The sequence below is a fragment of the Bradyrhizobium sp. 199 genome (assembly GCF_023073355.1).
Lineage (GTDB): Bacteria > Pseudomonadota > Alphaproteobacteria > Rhizobiales > Xanthobacteraceae > Bradyrhizobium.
The window spans coordinates 1,750,222-1,771,836 of record NZ_JADPJI010000005.1 but is presented as its reverse complement, the minus strand read 5'-3'; the positions used below and the strand labels follow the sequence as shown (position 1 = coordinate 1,771,836).

The window sequence follows — 21,615 nt, the reverse complement described above, 5'->3', positions numbered from 1 at the left end:
GTAGCGGGGATCCGTGGATTGAAGGCCCGCGATCGCAGGCATTAGAGTGGGAGTCGCGGGCTTTCTTTGGTGAAAACGACACCTAGTTCGTTGCGCCCGCCCCTCACGAACACCCCGTCGTGCTTCCGCAAGTATCGCACTTCATGCAGGTCCCATTCCGCACCAGCGTGAAGTTGCCGCACTCGCTGCACATCTCGCCCTCGTAGCCCTTGGCCTTGGCTTCCGCGCGGCGCTCGGCCTTGCTGGGGACGGCGACGGTTGCGGCGCTGCCGGCCTTGCTCCACTGCAGCTGCTCCAGCTTCTCCGTCGGCGAGAGGTCGTGCTGGACTTCCTGCTTCAGGGCGACGGCGCCTTCGATGGCGTCGCCGACGCGGGCTGAGGCACCGTGCGCCAGGGCCGTGACCTTGCTGCCGCCTGATGGCGCGCTGTCATTGCCGGATGCGACGACGGTCGAGCCGCCGCGCATCACGAACAGATTGTCGGTGCGGGAGCGGGTGAGGCCACGCGACACCAGCCTGGTCGCCTGGTGGTTCTGGTCCTCCGGCTCCTTGCCTTCCTCGACGCCCTTGCCGAGTGCGTCAAAGTTCGACTCGGTCGGATCGACATGGGCGAGGTCGAAGCGCGACATGTAGCTCACCGCGAGCTCGCGGAAGACGTAGTCGAGGATCGAGGTCGCGTATTTGATGCTGTCGTTGCCCTGCACGGGGCCCGCCGGCTCGAAGCGGGTGAAGGTGAAGGCGTCGACATATTCCTCGAGCGGCACGCCGTATTGCAGGCCGAGCGACACCGCGATGGCGAAGTTGTTGATGAAGGAGCGCAGTGCCGCGCCTTCCTTGTGCATGTCGATGAAGATCTCGCCGAGACGGCCGTCGTCATATTCGCCGGTGCGCAAGTATACCTTGTGGCCGCCGACGACCGCCTTCTGGGTGTAGCCCTTGCGGCGGTCCGGCATCTTCTCGCGCTCGCGCATCACGATGATGCGCTCGACCAGCTTCTCGACGATCTTCTCCGAGACCTGGGCGGCACGCGCCGCCATCGGCTTCTCGTAGAGGGACTCGATCGCATCGTCCTCGTCCTCATCGTCGCTGATGAGCTGCGAGTTGAGCGGCTGGCTGAGCTTGGAGCCGTCGCGATAGAGCGCGTTGGCTTTCAATGCGAGTTTCCACGACAGCATGTAGGCGGACTTGCAGTCCTCCACCGTGGCGTCGTTCGGCATGTTGATGGTCTTGGAGATCGCGCCCGAGATGAAGGGCTGCGCCGCCGACATCATGCGGATGTGGCTCTCGACCGACAGATAGCGCTTGCCGATCTTGCCGCAGGGATTGGCGCAGTCGAACACCGGATAGTGCTCGGCCCTGAGGTGCGGAGCACCTTCCACCGTCATCGCGCCGCAGATGTGGACGTTGGCCGCCTCGATCTCGCGCTTGGTGAAGCCGACGGCCTGGAGCAGGTCGAAGCCGGGGGCCGCGATCGCCTCGGCGCTGATGCCGAGCTGGTCGCGGATGAAGTCTTCGCCAAAGGTCCACTTGTTGAAGGCGAACTTGATGTCGAAGGCGGTCGGCAGGGCCTTCTCGACCTTGGCGATGGCTTCATCGGTGAAGCCCTTGGCCCGGAGGGTCGAGGCGTTGATGCCGGGGGCGTTGGAGAGCGAGCCGTGGCCGACAGCGTAGGCCTCGATCTCCGCGATCTCAGCTTCGCGATAGCCGAGCGCGCGCAGCGCCGCGGGAACCGCGCGGTTGATGATCTTGAAGTAGCCGCCGCCGGCGAGCTTCTTGAATTTCACCAGGGCGAAGTCCGGTTCGATGCCGGTGGTGTCGCAATCCATGACGAGGCCGATCGTGCCGGTCGGCGCGATCACCGTGGTCTGGGCGTTGCGATAGCCGTGCTTCTCGCCGAGCTCGAGCGCTGCATCCCAGGCCGCCTGCGCGTGGCTGACGAGGTCAGCCTGCGGGCAGGAGACGAGGTCCATCGGCACTGGATTGACGCTGAGCGCCTCGTAGCCGTTGGACTGGCCATGGGCGGCGCGGCGGTGATTGCGGATCACGCGCAGCATGTGCGCGGCGTTCTTCTTGTAGCCGGGGAAGGTGCCGAGCTCGGCCGCCATCTCCGCGGAGGTCTTGTAGGTGATGCCGGTCATCACAGCGGTCAGCGCGCCGGCGATCGCACGGCCTTCCTTGCTGTCATAGGGCAGACCCATGGTCATCAAGAGGCCGCCGATATTGGCGTAGCCGAGGCCGAGGGTGCGGAACTCGTAGGAGAGCTCGGCGATCGCCTTCGACGGAAACTGCGCCATCATCACGGAGATTTCGAGCACGACGGTCCAGAGCCGGCAGAGGTGCTCGTAGCCGTCGACGTCGAAGCGCTTGGAGGGGATGTCGTAGAACGTCAGGAGGTTCGCGGAGGCCAGATTGCACGCCGTGTCGTCCAGGAACATGTATTCCGAGCACGGATTGGAGGCGCGGATGTCGCCGGACGCCTTGCAGGTGTGCCAGTCGTTCATGGTGGTGTTGAAGTGCAGGCCCGGGTCGGCCGAGGCCCAGGCGGCGTAGCCGATTTTCTCCCAGAGGTCGCGCGCCTTCAGGGTCTTGGTGATCTTCTTCGTGGTGCGTCCGACGAGATTCCAGTCGCCGTCGGTTTCGACGGCGCGCAGGAAGTCGTCCCTGAGCGAGACTGAGTTGTTGGAGTTCTGGCCCGACACGGTGAGGTAGGCTTCGCTATCCCAGTCGGTGTCGTAGACGTCGAACTGGATGTCCTTGTAGCCCTGCTTCGCAAACTGGATGACGCGCTTGATGTAATTGTCGGGCACGAGGCTGCGGCGCGCCAGCTTGATCTCGCGGCGCAGTGCCGGGTTCTTCTCGGGGTCGAAGCAATCATCGCCCGAGCCTTCGCAGTTGACGCAGGCCTTCAGCACCGCCTTGAGGTGCTTCTGGTTGATCTTGGATCCGGTGACGAGGGCTGCGACCTTCTGCTCCTCCTTCACCTTCCAGTCGATATAGGTCTCGATGTCGGGGTGATCGACGTCGACGACGACCATCTTGGCGGCCCGGCGGGTCGTGCCGCCGCTCTTGATGGCGCCGGCGGCGCGGTCGCCGATCTTGAGGAAGCTCATCAGGCCGCTGGAGCGGCCGCCGCCGGAGAGCTTTTCGCCTTCGCCGCGCAGGCGCGAGAAGTTGGAGCCGGTGCCGGAGCCGTACTTGAACAAGCGGGCTTCCCGGACCCAGAGGTCCATGATGCCGCCCTCGTTGACGAGGTCGTCACCGACGCCCTGGATGAAGCAGGCGTGCGGCTGCGGATGTTCATAGGCCGACTTGGACTTGGTCAGCTTGCCGGTGAAGGGGTCGACGTAATAATGGCCCTGGCCGGGGCCGTCGATGCCATAGGCCCAGTGCAGCCCGGTGTTGAACCATTGCGGCGAGTTCGGCGCGACCATCTGCATGGTGAGCATGTAGCGGAGCTCGTCATAGAAGGCCTGCGCGTCGTCGTCCGACGTGAAGTAGCCGCCCTTCCAGCCCCAATAGGTCCAGCAGCCGGCGAGGCGGTCGAACACCTGCTTGGCCGAGAGTTCGCTGACATAGCGCTCTTTCTCGGGCAGGAGGCTAAGGGCCTCGGTATCGGGCACGGAGCGCCACAGGAAGGAGGGGACGGATTCCTCCTCGACCTTCTTCAGGCGCGCGGCAACGCCGGCTTTGCGGAAATACTTCTGGGCGAGCACGTCGGAGGCGACCTGCGACCAGGCGGTCGGGACCTCGACATTCTCCAGCTTGAACACGACCGAGCCGTCGGGATTGCGAATCTCCGACGTGGTCAGGCGGAAATCGATTCCCGCGTAAGGTGACTGTCCCGAAGTGGTGTGGCGCCGCTCAATCCGCATGGTCTTGCCCCGTCCTTTTCTTTGACCGGTCTCGCCCCTCGTTGAAGGCGTGCCGGGCCGACATTTCATTTCGCGGCGCCTGTCGGCCGTTCGGCCTTTGGGCATCGCAGTTCAGCCGGTGGACCCGGCCCTTGTTCTGCCGGCGCAATGGTTCGATGCACGCATCGATCATCCGCCGCCATGTCCAGACACATCCGCCCCCAAGGGGATGGGCCCGACATGCATTCAACGCCCCACAGTCACTTCAACAACTGCCTTGCGAGCCCGTTGCCGGCCCGTTCTGGCGCCCGAAAAGCCCGCATTTCGAGGGCAGACAAGCCCTCATCCGCTACCTTTGGCTGGCGGGCGGAGTGTCGATTTGCGAGACCCTTTGGGGAGCGCCGGCGGGACGCAAACTCACTCGCGCCGGACGGATCGAAAGCTAGGACTCTCCGTTGCGCCCGTCAAGAACTAGTGCGAGTTCCTGAATCAAATACTAAATATGGTGGATTGTGGGGGATAACAGGGGGTAAGCCCGCGCCTGCAGTGGAGCCAAGTATCAGTGAGTCCTCAGGGATTCCCAACCGAAAAAATTTGCATTCGGTGGGGACGCGGATGCTTCATCCCGCTGTTCACAGGGCAGGTATATTTTTAGGCGATGGGGTTGCGTCAGCAGGACTCACGTAGCCCTACGGAAGGCGAGGGCAGGCATGCCTGCCGAGGTGGTGGTTTGGGCCACGAATCCGCGCCAAGCTGACGCTCAATTTTGCCGGGTACCCCACATGCTTGATTCGACGAGGCCGGTGCCGCGACCGCGCATCGCCCCGGCCGGCCTGATGTTCCTCGCCATCACCTCGATCGGCTGGGGCTTCAACTGGCCGGTGACGAAATTCCTGCTTTCCGAGCTGCCGCCGCTGACGCTGCGTGGCGTGACCGGGGTGCTGGGCGCGCTCCTGCTTGCGGCGCTGGCGGTCATGCGCCGGCAGAGCCTGAAGGTGGATCCCGCGATCTGGCCGCGCCTCGTCACCGCCGCCGTGCTCAACGTCACCGGCTGGATGGTCTTGATGGGCCTCGCGCTGCTCTGGCTGCCGGCGAGCGAGGCGGCGCTGATCGCCTACACCATGCCGGTCTGGGCCTCGATCATCGCCTGGCCGGTGCTGGGCGAGCGGCCGACGCTGCTGCGCACGCTGGGGCTGGTGATGGCCTTCGTCGGGCTCGCCTCGATCATGGGCGGCAACGGCATCACCGCCAGCCTCGAGAAGCTGCCCGGAATCATCATGGCGCTGTGCGGCGCGCTCGGCTTTGCGATCGGCACGGTGTTCTCGAAGAAGTACCCGATCCGTCTGCCGCCGCTGACGGCCGCGGCCTGGCAGATCGGGATCGGCTGCCTGCCGATTTCGATCATCGGCCTCCTGGTCGAGACCACGCATCTGGACCGCGTGACGCCGCTCGGCTGGTGGCTGCTGGTCTATTCGACCGTGGTGCAGTTCTGCATCGCCTATGTCAGCTGGTTCGCAGCGCTGGCGCGCCTGCCGGCCTCGGTCGCCGCGATCGGCACGATGGCGGTGCCGGTCATCGGCGTCGTCGCCTCCGCGATCGCGCTGCACGAGCCGCTAGGCCCGGGGCAGATCGCCGCGCTGATTTTCACGCTGGCGGCGGTGGTGCTGGCGACGCGTTAGCTAGCCAGCGCCCTCCTGATCATCTCCGCGAGCTGGTTTCGCCGGTACGGCTTCGTCAGCAGCATCACGCCGTCGTCGAGCTTGCCGTGGTGGACGATGGCGTTGTCGGTGTAGCCGGAGGTGTAGAGCACCTTCAGGCCGGGACGGCGCCTCGCCACCTCTTCGGCGAGCTCGCGCCCGCTCATGCCGCCGGGAATGACGACGTCGGTGAACAGCAGATCGAACGGCTCGCCGGCGTCGATCAATTCGAGCGCGGCCTTGCCGTCCGGCGCGGCCACCGTCTTGTAGCCGAGGCTCTGGAGCTGCGTGATGACGAAGTTACGCACGAGATTGTCGTCCTCGACGACGAAGATGGTCTCGGCGCCGCCTTCGGCCTGCGGCGCGACGGCCGCTGCCACATCCGTCGCGCCTTCGCCGGGCGGCAGATAGAGCTTGATCGTGGTGCCGTGGCCTTCCTCGCTGTAGATCTTGATGTGACCGCCGGACTGCTTGACGAAGCCGTAGACCATGGAGAGGCCGAGGCCTGAGCCCTTGCCGACCTCCTTGGTGGTGAAGAAGGGCTCGAACGCCTTCTGCTGGGTCTCCCCGGACATGCCGGTGCCGGTGTCGCTGACGGCAAGCATGACATAGGGGCCGGGCACCACGTCGGCATTGGCGTGCGCATAGGCCTCGTCCAGCACGACGCGATGGGTCTCCAGCAGCAGCTTGCCGCCGTTCGGCATGGCGTCGCGCGCGTTGATCGCCATGTTGAGCACGGCATTGGTGAGCCGCGACGGATCGATGTGCGCGGTCATCGGTCCCTGTTCCAGCACGGTCTCGATCTGGATCTGCTCGCCGAGGGTGGGGCGCAGGAGTTTTGCGACGTCCGCGATCGCCGCGTTGATCTCGACATTGCGCGGCTGCAGCGGCTGCCGGCGCGCGAAGGCGAGCAGATGCTGGATTAGCTCGGCGCAGCGCTCGGCGGCATCGTCGATCAGCTGTGCCGCGCGCTGAAGCTCGGGCTGCTGTTTCAGGCTCGCCACCAGCGTCTCGGTGTTACCGGAGATCACGGTCAGCATGTTGTTGAAGTCGTGCGCGACGCCGCCGGTCAGCTTGCCGATCGCATCCAGCTTCTGCGACTGGTACAGCTGCCGCTCGGTCTCGCGCGACATGGTCGCGTCGTGATAGACCAGCACGGCGCCGGAAATGTTGCCGTGCCCGTCCAGCATCGGCCGGCCGCTGATCATGAGATGACGGGGAGGATTGCCGCTGTGCGGGCGGACGATCATCTCCATGTCCTCGAACTTCTCGCCGCGCAGCACGCGCGCCGAGGGCAGCTCGTCCGCCTTGAGCGGGGTGACGCCGTCGCCTTGGAATACGTCCGATAGCGCGCGCAGATTGCGCAGGTTCATGCCGGTGCGATGCAACAGCATGCGCTCTGCGGCCGGATTGGACAGAAGGACATTGCCGTCGGCGTCGATGACCAGCACCGCTTCCGCCATGCTGTGAAACGTGCTTTGCAGCACGTTCACCGACAGGCGCAGCTCGTCATGCGCGGTGACCAGATGCTCGGTGCGCTCGGCCACCGCCGCAGCGAGCGCCTCCTTGGCGGCCGTGGTCTCGGTCAGCGTGCTCTGGAGCTGCACCGTCGCGCGCTGGCTCTCGCGCATCACCAGCGCGACCAGCAGCAGGATCAGCACGGCGCCGGCGACGTCGATGCCGAGCAGCACGATGCCGGTGCGGCGCGAATCCTGGGAGCGCGCCGCGAGCAGGCGTTCTTGCTCCGCGCTCAGATGGTCGAGATTGCCCATCACCGTGTCCATGAGGCCGCGACCTTCGGCCTTGCGGTTGAGCGCGGTAATGCCGGCCTCATCGTTCGCGGCGCGCAGGCGCATCGCTTCGGCCGCGATCTCCATCCGGCGCAGCGCCAACGGCTCGGTGCCCTCCAGCAGAGTGACCTGATCGGGATTGTCGCGCACGCCGCGCTTGAGCTCGGCGAGGGCCGGTGCGATCCGGGCGTGGACGGATTCGAATTCGCTGCTGAAGGCTGGACCTCGGTAGAGCTCAAAGCCGCGCGCGGCGCTCTCAGCGCGGCGCAGCAGCACGCGCAGATCGGAGATCTTCTTCTGCACCTGGATGGCATGATTGACCCACGCCGCATCGGACCGCGATTTGACGTCGAGGGCGATCGAGGCTGCCGTGATGATCAGGAGGATGGCAAGTCCAGCACCGAGAATGACGCGCTGCGTTGGGATCAAGGTGCTTCTTTCTTGTCCTTCGGCTGCGCGCTCTCGCCCCCGAGGCATTCCCGGATCGCGGTCAGCAACGCTTCGGGCGTGAAGGGCTTGCGCAGGCAGCGTGTTGCGCCGAGCTCCAGTGCCATGCGGAGGAAATCGGGAGAGGGCGAGGCGGATGAGGCGAAGGCGTAGCCGGACATCGCGATCAGCGGAGTTGCCGGCGCGCGCTCATGGAAGATGCGGATGGACTCGAAGCCGCGCATATGCGGCATGAAGATGTCAACCAGCATCACTTCAAAGGCCTGCGCTTCGAGCGCAGCCAGTCCTGTTTCGCCACCGTCGGCCAGCGTGACGTCGAAGCCCTGACGTTGAAGGAGGACTTCGATGGTCGCGCCGACCATCGGATCGTCGTCAACCACGAGTACGCGCGGCATGACACTTCCCAGCAATCGAAGTTCCCACGACGGTGATACAGGTGAATCGCGCACCGGGTCAATTTTGGATTGGATAAGGGTAGATATGCACGGTGCGGTGAATAGGAGGACGCGGTTCCATGGCTGAGCCCGCTTCGCCCTCTCGGATGACGTGCGTCACGCGAATGCGAGCAGGTTTGATGAAAGGTTGCAGCAAACTCGAAGGGCGTCACCATTGCGCGATGGGCGGCGCCGGCCATCACCGGCGCCGCCCATGCGGTTTGTTGCATCGATCGTTCAGGCCGTCTTACGGGCAGGGATGCCGCTGGCCGTCATAACCGAGATAGGTGCCCGAGGCGGGGTCGTACGATTTGTAGCGCTGCGCGCAATAGGCCGCATCGCCGCCGCCATCAGGGACGACCGCTACGGTCGGCTCATCATAGTAGCTGTCGCCATAGTAGTAGGGGTCATCGTAATAGCCGCCGCCGTAATAGGCGTACGAGCCGAGGCCGCCGATCGCGGCGCCCGTCGCGAAGCCGGGCCAGAAGCCGCCACGCCGATGATGATGACGCCAGCTTCCGCCGTTCCAGTTGCCGCCGCTGCCTTGCCAGGTGCCGCCATTGGCGGTCGCAAAGTTGCGGTTGACGCCACCGGTGAAGGACGTGCCGCCGCTCGGACGCGCCGCCGGGCCGGCCGCGAAGTTGCCGCCACCTCCCTGCAACGCGGCGCCGCCGCCCATCCGGGCTCCGCCGCCGCTGAAGCTGCCGCCGCCCATGCGCGCGCCGCCGCCACCACCGAAGTGGGCGCCGCCACCGCCACCGCCGATGTGAGCGCCGCCGCCCCCACCTCCGCCAATGTGGGCACCACCACCACCGCCACGGCCGCCACCGCCGGGCCCCTGTGCGAAGCTGGGCGAGGTCATGGGTAGAACGAGCGCCAACGCTGCGGCGGCACTCAAGACTTTCAGACTATTCATGGTTGAACTCCTTTCCCGGAAGCAAACCCTGCGAAAGCGCTGGGGTTCCTGGGATCACGCCGGTTTGCGTGCAAAGGTGAGCCTGGCTCGCGACCCCTGTACCCCGCATGAACGGATCGCGTCCGATTTGCGGCAGCGTTTGTGTCGCGGCGGGCATTCAGGGAAGAGCACTGCCGCCCCCGCCGAACTGGACATTTCACCGTCCGGATGGCATCAGGACCCGACGAAGCAGGGCCCTTGCCGCATGAAACAATTCTTCCTCAAGTTCTTCACCTGGTGGAATGGCCAGACTTTTGGCACCCAACTCTGGACCAAGCGCTACGGCGAGCTGGTCGGCCAGGATGAGCAGGGCAATCTCTACTATCGCACGCGCGGCGGGGCGATCGACCCGGCGCTCGGCTTCGAGCGGCGCTGGGTGATCTATAACGGCTATGCCGAGGCGAGCCGGATCCCGCCGTCCTGGCACGGCTGGATCCATCATATGGTCGATGTGCCGCCGACCGAGGCCAATTATCAGCCGCGCGAGTGGGAAAAGCCGCACCAGCCCAATCTCACCGGCACGGCAAAGGCCTATCGTCCCTCGGGCTCGACCCTTGCCAGCGGCAAGCGGCCGAAGGCGACCGGCGACTATCAGCCCTGGACCCCCACCAACTAAGCATCTGCGCGGCCGCGAATCGTGGTCGCGGCGTTGGATGCATGCGCATCCGCCTCATGCCGCTGTGGACAACGGGAACAGCGGGGATGCTGCCTGTGCGGGCGTTGCGCTCATGCGAGCGATGCGGCTCAATGGTCCCATCTTACGGAGATGGGAGACCATCGCGTTCGGTTCGGGCAACAGTTCGCGACTGTCCCGAAATGCAGCGGCCGCCGACCAGGACTCGATCGGGAGATAGGCCCCCGGTCTGGAAGCTCCGAAATCGCCCGATGAAATGTGCAGCCGCCGTAAGACAGGAAAGGCCGCTTGGGAAACCGAGCGGCCTTTTTCTTTGAGGGACCAGCACGAAGCTGTCGTGCCCGGACGCAGCGCAACGTCTCTTCGACGGTGCGCTGCTGAGCCGGGGCCCATATTGCAACGGATGGTGTGGCTTCCTGGTCCCGGCTCTGCGCAGCAGCGTTGCACGCCGCAGCTCGTCCGGGACATCAGAGCATGGGCGCGCGCTACATCACCCGCTCAGCCGCACGCTTGACGGCTTCAAGTCGCCGCGCCTGGTTCGCTGCGCCGCGTTCCCTAAGCAAGGCCAGCACCTCGGCGGACGCCGTGTCGGGCGAGCCTGAATTGAACGGCGGGGCCGGATTGTATTCCATCTGGAGCTGGATCGCCTCCGCCGTGGTGCGATCGATCATGATGGACACCAGTGTCAGCGCGAAATCGATTCCCGCGGTGACGCCGCCGCCGGTGATGCGATTGCGGTCGACGCAGACGCGTGTCTTCGTCGGCGTGGCGCCGAACTGGCCGAGCATTTCCATCGCGCTCCAATGGGTGGCGGCGCGGTAGCCCTTCAACAGTCCGGCGGCGCCGAGCGCCAGTGATCCCGTGCAGACGGAGGTAACGTATTTTGCGCCCTCCGCTTGCTTGCGCAGGAAGCCGAGCACCTCCTCGTCGTTGAGCAGGTCATTGGTGCCGCCGCCACCGGGCACGCAGATCACGTCGAGCTGCGGGCAATCCGCGAACGTCGTGGTCGGGGTCAGCGTGAGCACGGAATCGCTCGGCACCGGCTCGATCCGCTTCCAGATCAGGTGCAGCTTTGCGCCGGGCACCATGGAAAACACCTGCAAGGGACCGGTGAAGTCGAGCTGGGTGACGCGCGGAAACACCAGGATTCCGATCTGGAGCGGTGACGACATCGGCAGGTCCTCCAACGTTGAGCTTGACGCGCGAAGATTGGCATGATGCCTTTGTGTCTGAAATGGCATAATTCCCTCTATTTCGGACATAGGCTATGATCGGCATCCTGATCTTCCCGGATTTCCAGCTGCTCGACGCCGCCGGCCCGATCTCGGTGTTCGAGGTCGCAGCGCGCTGCGCCGGCAAGCCGCTTGCGCTCCGCGTGCTGGCACTGAATGCGGGCGCGGTGCGCAGCTCGTCGGGCGTCGAGATGATGGCACGTGATTTCAAGTCGGCGAATGCGATCACGACGCTGGTCATCGCGGGCGGCGCGGGTGTCGCGGATGCCGCGCGCTGCGAGGTCACGCGCGCCTTCGTGCAGCGGCTGGCGCGGCGCGGCGTACGGGTCGCGAGCGTCTGTTCGGGCGCCTATGTGCTGGCCGAGGCAGGTCTGCTCGACGGCCGCCGCGCCACCACGCATTGGGGACGGACGCGCGATTTCGTCGCGCGCTATCCCAAGGTGAAGTTCGAGCCGGACCAGATTTTCACGCGTGACGGCAATGTGTGGACGTCGGCCGGCATCACCGCGGGCATCGATCTGGCGATCGCGATGGTTACCGAGGATCATGGCGAGGAGATCGCGCGGCAGGCCGCGCGGCACCTCGTGCTCTACCATCGCCGTAGTGGCGGTCAGTCGCAGTTTTCCTCGCTGCTGGAGCTGAAGGCGCCGAACGGCCGCTTCGGCGCGCTGCTGTCCTGGGCACGCGAAAATCTCGATGCACCGCTGACGGTGGAGGACCTCGCCGATCGCGCCGGCATGAGCGCGCGGCATTTCGCCCGCGCCTTCGCCGCCGAAACCGGCACGACGCCGTCCAAGGCGATCGAGCGGCTCCGGCTCGAAGTCGCGCGCGAGCGCGTGCAGTCCTCGCGCGAAGGGATTGAGCTCGTTGCGGAAGCCACAGGCTTCCGCGATCCCGAGCGTATGCGGCGCGCCTTCATCCGCGCCTTCGGCCAGCCGCCGCAAGCGCTGCGGCGCGCGGCCCGGGCGGGGTAGGGCCTGTACGTCCGCGTTGCCTGAAAGCGGACATCGACGATGCTCAGTGATCCGGCTTTTCGCTCACGATGAGGCCGGTCTTGGGGTCGGCATGGAATTCCATCTTCTGTCCGTTCTTGACGCCTTCACCCTCCCACCGGCCATCGTCGGCCTCAAGCTTGGTGACTTGCGTATAGCCCGACTCCATAACCTTCGCCTTGACTTGCTCCATCGGCATCCAGTCAGCTCCGGGTTGATCTGCGCTTGCTGCCGAGCTGAGGGCAAGTGAACCGAGAACCAGAATTGCGGCAAACTTCATCGCGAATCTCCCGTTGATGAAAGGTTGCAACGAAGTCTCTGCATCGATGTTCCGTCACTCGTGAGTGCGACGCAAACGATTTTGTGAGGACATGGCTAGGCGGTGCTGTCTGCCGCCGATTCGCTGGACGCAACCGTGCGCGCCGTCAGCCGCCGCGCGATCGGCATCAGCATGTATGGCGCCAGGTGAATCGGAAACTGCGTCATTGCGAAGTACAGCCAGGTGGTGGGGGGCAATGCGCCGGCCGTTGCCGCCAGCATCAGGCCGAGATTGCGCTGTGACACCATCAGCCCGAGCGCCAGTGCGCGCCCAGTGCCGATGCGGCGGAACAGCAGCGTGGTGATCGCGAGCAGCGTGAAGTAGATCGCGAACGACAGAGCTGCGAGGCCGACGGTGAAAAGCGGCTGTGCAAGGAGGTCGCTGACGACGTCGCCCATGATCGCGGCCGCGAAGATGAAGAGGATGACGATGTTGAGACCGTCGATCGGCGTCTTGTGACGCTGGATCGCCTCGGCGCCGAAGACCCATCGGATGGCGCTCGCGGCCAGCAGCGATGCTGCGAGGATGCCGAGCAGTTTCAGACCCAGCGTCAGCGGCGTGATGCTCAGCATGTCACCGAGGAAGAGGCTCGCGAACATCGATGCCGTAAAGGGCACCAGCGCGGTCGAGGTCACCAGCGTGATCAGCACGAGCGTGGCATCGAGACCCATCAGCGCGGCGAGCGCCGGGGACGCCATCATCGGTGAGGCCATGCTCTGGAGCATCAGTGCGAGCGAAAGCCCGGGCGCCCGAGCCGTGAGCCCGGTTGCATGCGCGATCAGTCCCACGATCACCGGCACGCCGATCGTGGTCCAGACCGTGGCAGTTGCAACCAGCGCCGGTCGGCGCAGATGGCTGTAGAGGGCGGCCAGATCGACCCGCATGAACGAGATGCAGAGCAGGCAGAGGATTGCCTCGGTGAGATAGGGACGCAGCAATGCGCCGAGCGGTGGCACCGCGGCAGCGATGAACACGATCGCAGCTACTCCGCGTGTGCCTTGGCTGCCGAGCCAGATCAGTGCGCGCAGCGGGAGGGCGACGATGGATTGGAGCGGAGAAGCCATGCGGAACGGCGTCTCAGCCCAATCGCTTCAACCACGCACCGATCTCGCTGACGGCGACATTGGCCTGTGGCAACAGCTTGCCCATCGTGAAGAAGCCGTGGAACTGACCGGGATAGTGCTTGGTCGTCACGGGCACGCCGGCTTGGCTGAGGCGCTCGGCATATTCCTGGCCTTCGTCGCGCAGGGGATCGGCGCCGGCTGTCAGCACGTAAGCCGGCGGCAGGCCCGCAAGGTCTTGCGCACGCGCCGGCGAAGCGCGCCAGTCATGGATGTCGGCGGCGCCATTGAGATAGTGGTCGCGGAACCAGCGGATCACCGAATGCGTCAGCAACACGCTGGTCTCAGGCTCGCTGTGGGAGCCGTGGGTCATGGCGAAATCGGTGGCCGGATAGATCAGCAGCTGGCCTGCGAGCGCAGGGCCATCGCCGTCGCGCGCGGCCAGCGCGACGACTGCGGTGAGATTGCCACCGGCGCTGTCACCGCCGATCGACAGGCGTGAGGCGTCGATGCCGAGCTGGACCGCGTTCGCTGCGACCCATCTGGTCGCGGCGATGGCGTCCTCAATCGCGGCGGGAAATTTGTGCTCGGGCGCGAGGCGGTAGTCGACCGAGATCACGATCAGCGCGCCTTCGACTGCGAGCTGGCGGCAGACGACGTCGTGGGAGTCGAGATCGCCGATCACCCAGCCGCCGCCATGGAAGAACACCAGCGCCGGCGAGAGACCGTCATGTCGGCGCGGCTCCTTGGGTACGTAGAGCCGGGCGGGGATGGCGCCGTGCGGGGCCAGGATCGCAAGCTCTGCGACACGGGCGAGCTCGGGCGGCTCGGGGTTGGTGGCAAAGCGGGCCTGCGCATAATAGGCGCGCGCTTCCGGTGCGGTCAGGGTCTCGTAGGCGGGACGGCCGGCGTCCTGGAACGCCCTGTAGACGGCGGCGGCGTCGGGATCGAGCACAACGGGCATGGAGAGCGGCCTCGGGGTTTTAGGTCAGGGTCGGACATCGGTTCGGGAAGGCGCCGTCCGCCTCGCACCCCCGGGAGGGGTGATCGACTATCCCATTCGGGAGCCGGTCTGGCCAGACGAGACCAGGAAGGGCAGGTTTGCGGCCCTTCCCCCGCCGTATTCGCCGTGTTAACCGGAGGGCCTGCGAGCGGCGGTATCCCCTGTAGAATGTCCAACAAGCCCGATTCGCTGTTGAAGCCGCGCGAGATGTTTCGAACCATTCCCCTGACAACTCTTGCGGCGCTTTTGGCCGCCACCGCACTGACGGTTGCGACGCCGGCTCAGGCGCAGATCGGCACGATCTTTTCCGATCCGCCGCTGCGGCCGCCCGGTAACATTCCGCGTGGCCAGCCGCAGCCGCAGCAGGTCCCCGACGACGACGAAGAGGTGCCGGAGCTGCCGCCGCAGGGCCGTGTGCTGCCGTCGCGCCCGATGCCTCCGCCGCCGGGCAGGCAGGGCAATGTGATGCCCGGGCCGGTCGAGACCCAGCCGCTGGCGCCGCCGCCGGGCTCCACCGTCGCGCCGCCGAACCAGCCGCCATCCGCGGCGATTGCGCCGCCCGGTCCGCAAGCCCCGGCTGCGCCGGGTCAGCGCCCGCCGCAGCAGAAGGGCGCTCCGGGCGCCGTGCCGCAGACGCCGGCGAGCCTGCAGCCGGGTGACGAGGTCGTCACCGAACCGCCGGCGCAGAAGATCGTGAACAAGAAGGCGACCTTCTCCGGTCTCGACAAGATCACCGGGCGCATCATCAATTTCGACGAGGAGATCGGGGAGACGGTCCAGTTCGGCGCGCTCAGGGTCAAGACCGACGCCTGCTACACGCGGCCGGCGACCGAGGCCACCAACACCGATGCCTTCGTCGAGGTCGACGAGATCACCTTGCAGGGCGAGGTGAAGCGCATCTTTTCGGGCTGGATGTACGCGGCGAGCCCCGGCCTGCACGGCGTCGAACATCCGATCTACGACATCTGGCTCACCGACTGCAAAGAGCCGCAGCAGACCATTGCGACCGCCGCGCCGGATCCCGCGACCAAGCCCGCACCTCCGCCCGCGCAGAAGAAAGCCGCGCCCAAGCAGGTCCAGCAGCGACCGCCGCAGCCCTTGCCGCCGATCCAGCAGCAGCAACCGGCACCGCCGCCACCTCCGCCGCCTGAGCAGCGGCCAGGGCTGTTCGGCATCCCCGGGTTTGGCCGCTAAAGCGCGATGCGATTAGGATGAATCGCCATCGCGCTTTAGGTTGTTGTTTAAGCATGATCTTTTCGGAAAACCGCTGCGCACTTTTCCGGATCATGCTTTAGGCCAAATCCCCCGGGGTCTCGGCCGCAAACCCAGCTGTCCGTTATTGTCGCGAGGCGATGATCTCGAGCGCGCGTGCGCCCGGGATGGCGTCACCGGGCGAGAGCCTGAGGAAATCGCCGGGCTCGCCGGCGAGCGCCTTGTCGAGTAGTGCGGTGTAGCGCCGCCGCGAGATCTCCGCCGCGCCGAAGCTCTTCAGGTGATCGGTGACATATTGGGTATCGAGCAGCTCGAAGCCGCCATGGATCAGGCGCGCGACCAGATGCACCAGGGCCACCTTGGAGGCATCGCGTGCGGTGTGGAACATGCTCTCGCCGAAGAAGGCGCGCCCCAGACTGACGCCGTACAGGCCGCCGACGAGATCCTCGCCCTGCCAGGCTTCGACGCTGTGGCAATGACCGAGCTCGTAGAGGCCGCCGTAGAGGTCACGGATGCGCTTGTTGATCCAGGTATCCTCGCGTCCGGCCTGCGGCGCGGCACAGCCGGCGATGGTCGCCTTGAACGCGGTATTGACGGTGACGCGAAAGACATCCGAGCGCACGGTGCGCGCGAGCCGCGAGGCGACGCGAAATCCATCGAGGGGGATGACGCCGCGCAACTCCGGCTCGACCCAGAACAGGGTCGGATCGTCAGCGCTTTCCGCCATCGGGAAGATGCCGCAGGCATAGGCGCGCAGCAGCACGGCCGGTGTGATTTCAGACGGGGCGGAGTCGCGCGAAGTCATGGTTCGCAATCATAGCAGGATCGCGATGCGGTTGCGATGGGTTGCGCAGCGGGGCGCAAGATCAACCCGCGGCGGCGGTGCTGGTCTTGCCGGGGCTTGCGGGCACGCGACCGAACTTCAGAATGATCCGGGTTCCGGAATGCGCGGGATCGCGCTCGACCGAGGCGTCGAGCTTGGAGGCCATGGCCGCGACGATGCGCTGGCCCATGCCGGTGGAGCGCGGATCGGCCTTGACGTTGTCGCCGACGCCGTGGTCGGTGATCGACAGCAGGAGATCGTCGCCGTTCGAATTCAGCTCGACATGGATCGGGCCGGCGCCGTCGGGATAGGCGTATTTCACCGCGTTCATCACCAGCTCGTTGACGATGATGCCGACGGCGACGGCGCGGTCAGGATCGATCTCGATCGGCTCGGCCTTCAGCGTCAGGCGCGACATCCGGTTGCCTTCAGCCGAGCGGCGCAGATCCTCGAGCAGCGAGTCCAGATACTGGTTCAGGACCACGCTCTTCAGATCCTGCGATGTGTAAAGACGCCGATGTACCTGCGCGACCGCGGCGACGCGGCCCATCGCATTGGTCAGTGCCGCCTTGACGTCGTCATGCGTGGCGGAGCTTGCCTGAAGGTGCAGCAGCGAAGCGATGATCTGGAGCGAGTTGCCGACGCGGTGGTTGACCTCGCGCAGCAGCAGCTCGCGTTCGGCGGCAAGCGCGGCATAGCGGTCACGCGAGGCATGGATCTCGGCTTCGGCTTCCTCGCGCGCCTTCTGCAATTCGGCCTGGCGCAGCGCGCCCTCGGCTGCGACGTGGAGCAGGGGAATGAAATCGCCCGTGACGTCCTTGACGAGATAGTCGGCCGCGCCGGCCTTCAGCGCGGTGACCGCAATGTTGGAATCCTGCGAGGCCGTCACGAACACGACCGGCGGCGCCCCGGGGATCGCCATGATCTGCTCCAGCGTCTCCAACCCGTCGAGGCCGGGCATGTACTGGTCGAGCGCGACCACGTCGATGCCGCCCTCGGTATCCGCGCGACGGATGCGCTCCAGACCTTCCTCGCCGCTCGCGGCATGGACGACCCTGTAGCCGCGCCGCGTCAGGCCGCGATCGACCAGGCGCGCCAGCGCGCCGTCGTCATCGATGTAGAGCAGTGTAGGTGTGCGCTGGTTCATGGGGCGGCGGGCGGGACCTGGATGACCGAGAAGAACAGGCCGAGCTGCCGGATGGCATTGGCGAAATTCTCGTAGTTGACGGGCTTGGTGATGTAGACGTTGCAGCCGAGTTCGTAGCAACGCTTGATTTCCTGGGAATCGTCGGTGGTGGTCAGCACCACCACGGGCGACGCCTTCAGATATTTGTTTTCCTTGATCTGCCGCAGGATGTCGATCCCGGTCATGTCGGGCAAATTGAGGTCGAGCAGGATCAAGAGCGCATTGCCCTTCTGCACGAGCCCGCTGCCGTCAGCGCCGAACAGGTGCAGCATCGCGTCCGTGCCGTTCTTGAAGGAGACGATTTCGTTGTAGACGCCGGAGCGGCGGATGTTGCGCTCGATCAGGCGGGCGTGGCCCTCGTCGTCCTCGATCATGATGATGGTGACAGGCTGGGTCATCGATCTGCGTTCCGGTTGCTTACGTTCCAGGCGATCGGCAGCGTGACGGTAAAGGTGCTGCCCGCGTTCAGTTCCGACGATACCGACATGGTGCCGCCGAGGCGACGCACAAGTGCACGCACATGCGCAAGACCGATGCCCTGGCCGGGCTTGTCCTGGGTTCCCGCGCGGCGGAACAGGTCGAAGATCCGCTGGTGATCCTTCGGGTCGATGCCGCGGCCATTGTCGCTGATCTCGAAGATGGCGTAACCGAGCTTGGTCCGCCCGCGTATTCTGATCTCGCCGGGCACGCCGCGCTTGAGATATTTGATCGCATTGTCGATCAGATTGGAGAAGATCTGCTCGAGCGCGAGGCGGTCGCTCACGACATTTGGCAGGGCCTCGAGATGGATCTGGGCCTGCGCCTCGGCCGCCTGGTGCGCCAGCGTCGAGACGATGGTCTCGATCAGCTCGCTTGTGTCGATCTTCACGGGCTGGAATTCGCGCCGGCCCTCGCGGGTGAGGTTGAGGATCGCCGAGATCAGCCGGTCCATCTTGGCGATCGACGACTTGATGAAGCCGAGCGCTTCGGAAAAATCCTCCGAGAGCTGCTTGTCGGCGCCCTCGAGCGCGATCTCGCCGGGTCCTGTGGGCGCCAGTGGCGGTCCGTCCGCGGGGACCTGGGCAAGGCTGCCGATGCGGCGAAAGATGTCGTTGCCGAGCTCATCGAGCTCGCTGGTGAATCCCATGATGTTGACCAGCGGCGAGCGCAGATCGTGGCTGACGATGTAGGCAAAGCGCTGGATCTCGTCGTTGGCCTCGCGCAGATCCGCGGTGCGCTCATCGATGATGGATTCGAGGTTGGCGTAGCCTTCGCGCAGGCGTCTCTCAGCCTCGTCGCGGGCGAGTGCCGAGCGCCGCACCAGCCAGATCGAGATCAGGGCGAGCAGCACGACGAGGCCGGAGCCGACTCCCGTCATCGATGCAGCGAGGGTCTGGCTGCGGTCGGAGTTGATGGTGCGGAGCCGGAACAGGCGCTCCTCTTCCTGGATCATCGCGTTCGCGACCTCGGCGATCGCGGCGGTGGCTTCGGTGGATACGACCTCGCGGATCAGCGCAGCGGCCTGATCGGGCTGGCCTTGGCGGATGAAGTCCATCTCCTGCTTGAATTGGCCGAGGCGGGTCTCGATCGCCGCGCTTAATTTTTCCACGTTCTCGCGTTGCGCGGGATTGTCGCCGCTTTGGCGTGTGAGCTTGTCCAGGGCCGGGATGATGGCCGCCACGGCGTTTTCGTGATCAATTCTGAAGTTCTCCGCCCGGGTCAGCAGGAAGCCGCGGGCGGAGCTTTCCGCGCGGCGGATCTCCAGCAGCAGGGCATTGATCTGGTTCTCCACCTCCATGGTATGAACCACCGACTTACTGTCCTGCCGCGCCTTGTCGACGAGATAGACCGAGCCGGCGCTGATCACGGTCAGCACTAGAAGCCCCGCCGAAAACAGCAGGATCTGCCAGAACGTGCGCCGTCGATGGGCTTCAGCCGTCACGACGGTTCACCCGGTCTACATTCAGTGGAATCAAAACGCCCCCTTGGAACTGGCCCCAACCGTCCAGAACGCGATCGGGGCCAAGGGGTTCCACCAAGCGCGGAGATTATCTCGGCGCGGGTTCCGCCTTGCCGGCGAGATACTGTTCCAGCCAGTGGATGTGGTAGTCGCCGTTGATGATGTCGTCTTCGCGCACCAGCGCGCGGAACAGCGGCAGCGTGGTCTCGATGCCTTCGACCACCATCTCGTCGAGCGCCCGGCGCAGCCGCATCAGGCATTCGGCGCGGGTCTTGCCGTGCACGATCAGCTTGCCGACCAGGGAATCGTAGTAGGGCGGGATCGTGTAGCCTTGGTAGACGGCGGAATCGATCCGGACGCCAAGCCCGCCGGGCGGATGATATTGCAGGATGCGGCCGGGCGAGGGCCGGAAGGTCTGGGGATTCTCGGCGTTGATGCGGCACTCGATCGCATGGCCGATGACCTGGATCTCTTCCTGCTTGGCCGGCAGGTCGCCGCCGGCGGCGATGCGGATTTGTTCCAGCACGAGGTCGATGTCGGTAATGCTCTCGGTGACGGGATGCTCGACCTGGATGCGCGTGTTCATCTCGATGAAATAGAACTCGCCATCCTCGTAGAGAAACTCGATGGTGCCGACGCCGAGATATTTCATGTCCCGCATCGCCTTGGCGCAGGTCTCGCCGATTTTGGCGCGGGCGGCGGCGGCAAGAACCGGCGAGGGGCCTTCTTCCCAGACCTTCTGGTGGCGGCGTTGCAGCGAGCAGTCGCGTTCGCCGAGATGGATGGCGCCGCCGCGGCCGTCGCCGAGGATCTGGATCTCGATGTGGCGCGGCCTCTGGAGGTATTTTTCGAGGTAGACGGAGGCATCGCCGAAGGCGGACTTGGCCTCGTTGGACGCCGTCGACAGCGCCACCTGGAGGTCGGCCTCGCTGTGCGCGACCTTCATGCCACGGCCGCCGCCACCGGCCGCGGCCTTCACCAGCACCGGGAAGCCGATCTTGCGGGCGATCGCTATCGCGTCGTCATCGGGGCCGACAGCGCCGTCGGAGCCGGGCACCACGGGGATGCCCAGGCGCTTGGCGGTCTTCTTCGCCTCGATCTTGTCGCCCATCAGGCGGATGTGCTCGGCCTTCGGACCGATGAAATGCAGATTGTGCTCGGACAGGATTTCGGCGAAGCGGGCATTCTCCGACAGGAAGCCGTAGCCGGGATGTACGGCATCGGCGCCGGTGATCTCGCAGGCCGCAAGCAGCGCGGGGACGTTGAGATAGCTGTCTTTGGATGCCGGCGGCCCGATGCAGACGCTCTCGTCCGACAGGCGCACATGCATTGCGTCGGCGTCGGCGGTGGAATGCACGGCGACGGTCGCGATCCCAAGCTCCTTGCAGGCCCTGAGGATGCGAAGGGCGATCTCGCCGCGATTGGCTATGAGGATCTTGTCGAACATGGTGCCTCAGGGGGCAAATGGGGAATAGCCGAATGGCGAACAGGGAAGAGTAACTATTCGCTACTCGCTGTTCGCCACGCCCTCACTCAATGATGACCAGCGGCTCGCCGTACTCGACCGGCTGGCCGTCATCGATCAGGATCTGCGTCACCGTGCCGGCGCGCGGCGAGGGGATCTGGTTCATGGTCTTCATGGCTTCGATGATCAGCAACGTCTGTCCGACCGAGACTTTGCTGCCGACCTCGATGAACGGCTTGGCGCCCGGCTCCGGCGCCCAATAGGCGGTGCCGACCATCGGCGAGCTGACCGCGCCGGGATGCTTCGACAGGTCGGGCCCCGCAGCGGCAGGCGCGGCGGCCGCTACCGGCAGGGCGGCGGGAGCAGCTGCCATCGGCACAGGCATGGTCGCAGCAACGCTGATGTTGCGGGCGACGCGCAGGCGCAGGCCCGAACGCTCGATCTCGATCTCGGTGAGACTGGTCTCATCGAGCAGCAAAGCGAGCTCGCGGATGAGCGCGGAATCCTCGCTGGAAAATTTTGCGGCTGCTTTGTCGTCTGGCTGGCGCGCCATGTTCTTTGATCCGAATGTTCTGT

18 protein-coding genes are annotated in these 21,615 nt (G+C 65.5%); 4 read left to right on the top strand and 14 right to left on the bottom strand.

From position 1 onward, the window contains the following. Positions 1-103: 103 nt before the first annotated feature. Entirely contained in the window at positions 104-3,871 is a 3,768-nt protein-coding gene (locus IVB28_RS17000) for a vitamin B12-dependent ribonucleotide reductase (protein ID WP_247527657.1), read from the bottom strand. A 761-nt stretch (positions 3,872-4,632) separates the two neighbouring features. Here IVB28_RS17000 and IVB28_RS16995 point away from each other — a divergent pair. After that, positions 4,633-5,529 carry a DMT family transporter gene (locus tag IVB28_RS16995; RefSeq protein WP_247527656.1) on the top strand — a complete coding sequence of 299 codons (897 nt, stop codon included), beginning with the start codon at positions 4,633-4,635 and terminating at the stop codon, positions 5,527-5,529. Here IVB28_RS16995 and IVB28_RS16990 read toward each other — a convergent pair. The 3 genes from IVB28_RS16990 to IVB28_RS16980 form a co-directional block, all read right to left on the bottom strand. Further along, positions 5,526-7,766: a CHASE3 domain-containing protein gene (locus IVB28_RS16990; protein WP_247527655.1), complete on the bottom strand. Its 2,241-nt coding sequence runs from the start codon at positions 7,764-7,766 to the stop codon at positions 5,526-5,528. The two genes, IVB28_RS16995 and IVB28_RS16990, sit on opposite strands and share 4 nt — an antisense overlap. Next, on the bottom strand, positions 7,763-8,179 hold the full coding sequence (locus IVB28_RS16985) for a response regulator (RefSeq protein WP_247528570.1): 417 nt from the start codon (positions 8,177-8,179) through the stop codon (positions 7,763-7,765). Before IVB28_RS16985 ends, IVB28_RS16990 begins: the two co-directional genes overlap by 4 nt. Before the next feature lie 286 nt (positions 8,180-8,465). Further along, on the bottom strand, positions 8,466-9,134 hold the full coding sequence (locus tag IVB28_RS16980; RefSeq protein ID WP_247527654.1) for a BA14K family protein: 669 nt from the start codon (positions 9,132-9,134) through the stop codon (positions 8,466-8,468). Between the two features lie 244 nt (positions 9,135-9,378). Here IVB28_RS16980 and IVB28_RS16975 point away from each other — a divergent pair, with 244 nt between their 5' ends. Next, entirely contained in the window at positions 9,379-9,789 is a 411-nt protein-coding gene (locus IVB28_RS16975; protein WP_247527652.1) for an NADH:ubiquinone oxidoreductase subunit NDUFA12, read from the top strand. A 503-nt stretch (positions 9,790-10,292) separates the two neighbouring features. On the opposite strand, the gene IVB28_RS16970 is transcribed toward IVB28_RS16975, so the two are convergent. Further along, complete coding sequence (locus tag IVB28_RS16970) at positions 10,293-10,979, bottom strand: DJ-1/PfpI family protein (RefSeq protein WP_247527651.1); 687 nt, start codon at positions 10,977-10,979, stop codon at positions 10,293-10,295. A 95-nt stretch (positions 10,980-11,074) separates the two neighbouring features. Between IVB28_RS16970 and IVB28_RS16965 the strand changes: the two genes are divergently transcribed. After that, complete coding sequence (locus tag IVB28_RS16965) at positions 11,075-12,013, top strand: GlxA family transcriptional regulator (protein ID WP_247527649.1); 939 nt, start codon at positions 11,075-11,077, stop codon at positions 12,011-12,013. Positions 12,014-12,056: 43 nt separating this feature from the next. Here IVB28_RS16965 and IVB28_RS16960 read toward each other — a convergent pair whose 3' ends face one another. From IVB28_RS16960 to IVB28_RS16950, 3 genes are all read right to left on the bottom strand, one after another. Further along, positions 12,057-12,311, bottom strand: coding sequence for a PepSY domain-containing protein (locus IVB28_RS16960; RefSeq protein ID WP_247527647.1), 255 nt, complete (start codon positions 12,309-12,311; stop codon positions 12,057-12,059). A 95-nt stretch (positions 12,312-12,406) separates the two neighbouring features. Next, complete coding sequence (locus IVB28_RS16955; protein WP_247527645.1) at positions 12,407-13,414, bottom strand: Na+-dependent transporter; 1,008 nt, start codon at positions 13,412-13,414, stop codon at positions 12,407-12,409. A gap of 13 nt (positions 13,415-13,427) precedes the next feature. Continuing rightward, positions 13,428-14,375, bottom strand: coding sequence for an alpha/beta hydrolase (locus IVB28_RS16950; RefSeq protein WP_247527644.1), 948 nt, complete (start codon positions 14,373-14,375; stop codon positions 13,428-13,430). A gap of 207 nt (positions 14,376-14,582) precedes the next feature. Between IVB28_RS16950 and IVB28_RS16945 the strand changes: the two genes are divergently transcribed. Then, on the top strand, positions 14,583-15,608 hold the full coding sequence (locus IVB28_RS16945; protein WP_247527643.1) for a DUF2155 domain-containing protein: 1,026 nt from the start codon (positions 14,583-14,585) through the stop codon (positions 15,606-15,608). Positions 15,609-15,750: 142 nt separating this feature from the next. Here IVB28_RS16945 and aat read toward each other — a convergent pair whose 3' ends face one another. The 6 genes from aat to accB all read right to left on the bottom strand — a co-directional run bounded on the left by aat (position 15,751) and on the right by accB (position 21,592). Then, the gene (aat, locus tag IVB28_RS16940; RefSeq protein WP_247527642.1) at positions 15,751-16,431 is read right to left on the bottom strand and encodes a leucyl/phenylalanyl-tRNA--protein transferase; all 681 of its coding nucleotides are present in this window, start codon (positions 16,429-16,431) and stop codon (positions 15,751-15,753) included. A gap of 61 nt (positions 16,432-16,492) precedes the next feature. Next, the gene (locus IVB28_RS16935) at positions 16,493-17,596 is read right to left on the bottom strand and encodes a histidine kinase dimerization/phosphoacceptor domain -containing protein (RefSeq protein ID WP_247527641.1); all 1,104 of its coding nucleotides are present in this window, start codon (positions 17,594-17,596) and stop codon (positions 16,493-16,495) included. Then, on the bottom strand, positions 17,593-18,033 hold the full coding sequence (locus IVB28_RS16930) for a response regulator (RefSeq protein ID WP_247527640.1): 441 nt from the start codon (positions 18,031-18,033) through the stop codon (positions 17,593-17,595). Before IVB28_RS16930 ends, IVB28_RS16935 begins: the two co-directional genes overlap by 4 nt. Beyond that, positions 18,030-19,556 carry an ATP-binding protein gene (locus IVB28_RS16925; protein WP_247527639.1) on the bottom strand — a complete coding sequence of 509 codons (1,527 nt, stop codon included), beginning with the start codon at positions 19,554-19,556 and terminating at the stop codon, positions 18,030-18,032. The genes IVB28_RS16930 and IVB28_RS16925 overlap by 4 nt, the downstream gene beginning before the upstream one ends. A 106-nt stretch (positions 19,557-19,662) precedes the next feature. Further along, positions 19,663-21,021, bottom strand: a complete 1,359-nt coding sequence (accC, locus tag IVB28_RS16920; RefSeq protein ID WP_247527638.1) for an acetyl-CoA carboxylase biotin carboxylase subunit — start codon at positions 21,019-21,021, stop codon at positions 19,663-19,665. 82 nt (positions 21,022-21,103) lie between these two features. Beyond that, complete coding sequence (accB, locus tag IVB28_RS16915; protein WP_247527637.1) at positions 21,104-21,592, bottom strand: acetyl-CoA carboxylase biotin carboxyl carrier protein; 489 nt, start codon at positions 21,590-21,592, stop codon at positions 21,104-21,106. Positions 21,593-21,615: the final 23 nt, after the last annotated feature.

Bases quoted from the DNA above. Each gene is read 5' to 3' on its own strand.
- IVB28_RS16985 (WP_247528570.1), bottom strand. From the start codon at position 8,179: ATGCCGCGCGTACTCGTGGTTGACGACGATCCGATGGTCGGCGCGACC.
- IVB28_RS16965 (WP_247527649.1), top strand. From the start codon at position 11,075: ATGATCGGCATCCTGATCTTCCCGGATTTCCAGCTGCTCGACGCCGCC.
- IVB28_RS16955 (WP_247527645.1), bottom strand. From the start codon at position 13,414: ATGGCTTCTCCGCTCCAATCCATCGTCGCCCTCCCGCTGCGCGCACTG.
- IVB28_RS16935 (WP_247527641.1), bottom strand. From the start codon at position 17,596: ATGAACCAGCGCACACCTACACTGCTCTACATCGATGACGACGGCGCG.
- IVB28_RS17000 (WP_247527657.1), bottom strand. From the start codon at position 3,871: ATGCGGATTGAGCGGCGCCACACCACTTCGGGACAGTCACCTTACGCG.
- IVB28_RS16995 (WP_247527656.1), top strand. From the start codon at position 4,633: ATGCTTGATTCGACGAGGCCGGTGCCGCGACCGCGCATCGCCCCGGCC.
- aat (WP_247527642.1), bottom strand. From the start codon at position 16,431: ATGACTTCGCGCGACTCCGCCCCGTCTGAAATCACACCGGCCGTGCTG.
- IVB28_RS16970 (WP_247527651.1), bottom strand. From the start codon at position 10,979: ATGTCGTCACCGCTCCAGATCGGAATCCTGGTGTTTCCGCGCGTCACC.
- IVB28_RS16945 (WP_247527643.1), top strand. From the start codon at position 14,583: ATGTCCAACAAGCCCGATTCGCTGTTGAAGCCGCGCGAGATGTTTCGA.
- IVB28_RS16980 (WP_247527654.1), bottom strand. From the start codon at position 9,134: ATGAATAGTCTGAAAGTCTTGAGTGCCGCCGCAGCGTTGGCGCTCGTT.
- IVB28_RS16930 (WP_247527640.1), bottom strand. From the start codon at position 18,033: ATGACCCAGCCTGTCACCATCATCATGATCGAGGACGACGAGGGCCAC.
- IVB28_RS16960 (WP_247527647.1), bottom strand. From the start codon at position 12,311: ATGAAGTTTGCCGCAATTCTGGTTCTCGGTTCACTTGCCCTCAGCTCG.
- accC (WP_247527638.1), bottom strand. From the start codon at position 21,021: ATGTTCGACAAGATCCTCATAGCCAATCGCGGCGAGATCGCCCTTCGC.
- IVB28_RS16950 (WP_247527644.1), bottom strand. From the start codon at position 14,375: ATGCCCGTTGTGCTCGATCCCGACGCCGCCGCCGTCTACAGGGCGTTC.
- IVB28_RS16975 (WP_247527652.1), top strand. From the start codon at position 9,379: ATGAAACAATTCTTCCTCAAGTTCTTCACCTGGTGGAATGGCCAGACT.
- accB (WP_247527637.1), bottom strand. From the start codon at position 21,592: ATGGCGCGCCAGCCAGACGACAAAGCAGCCGCAAAATTTTCCAGCGAG.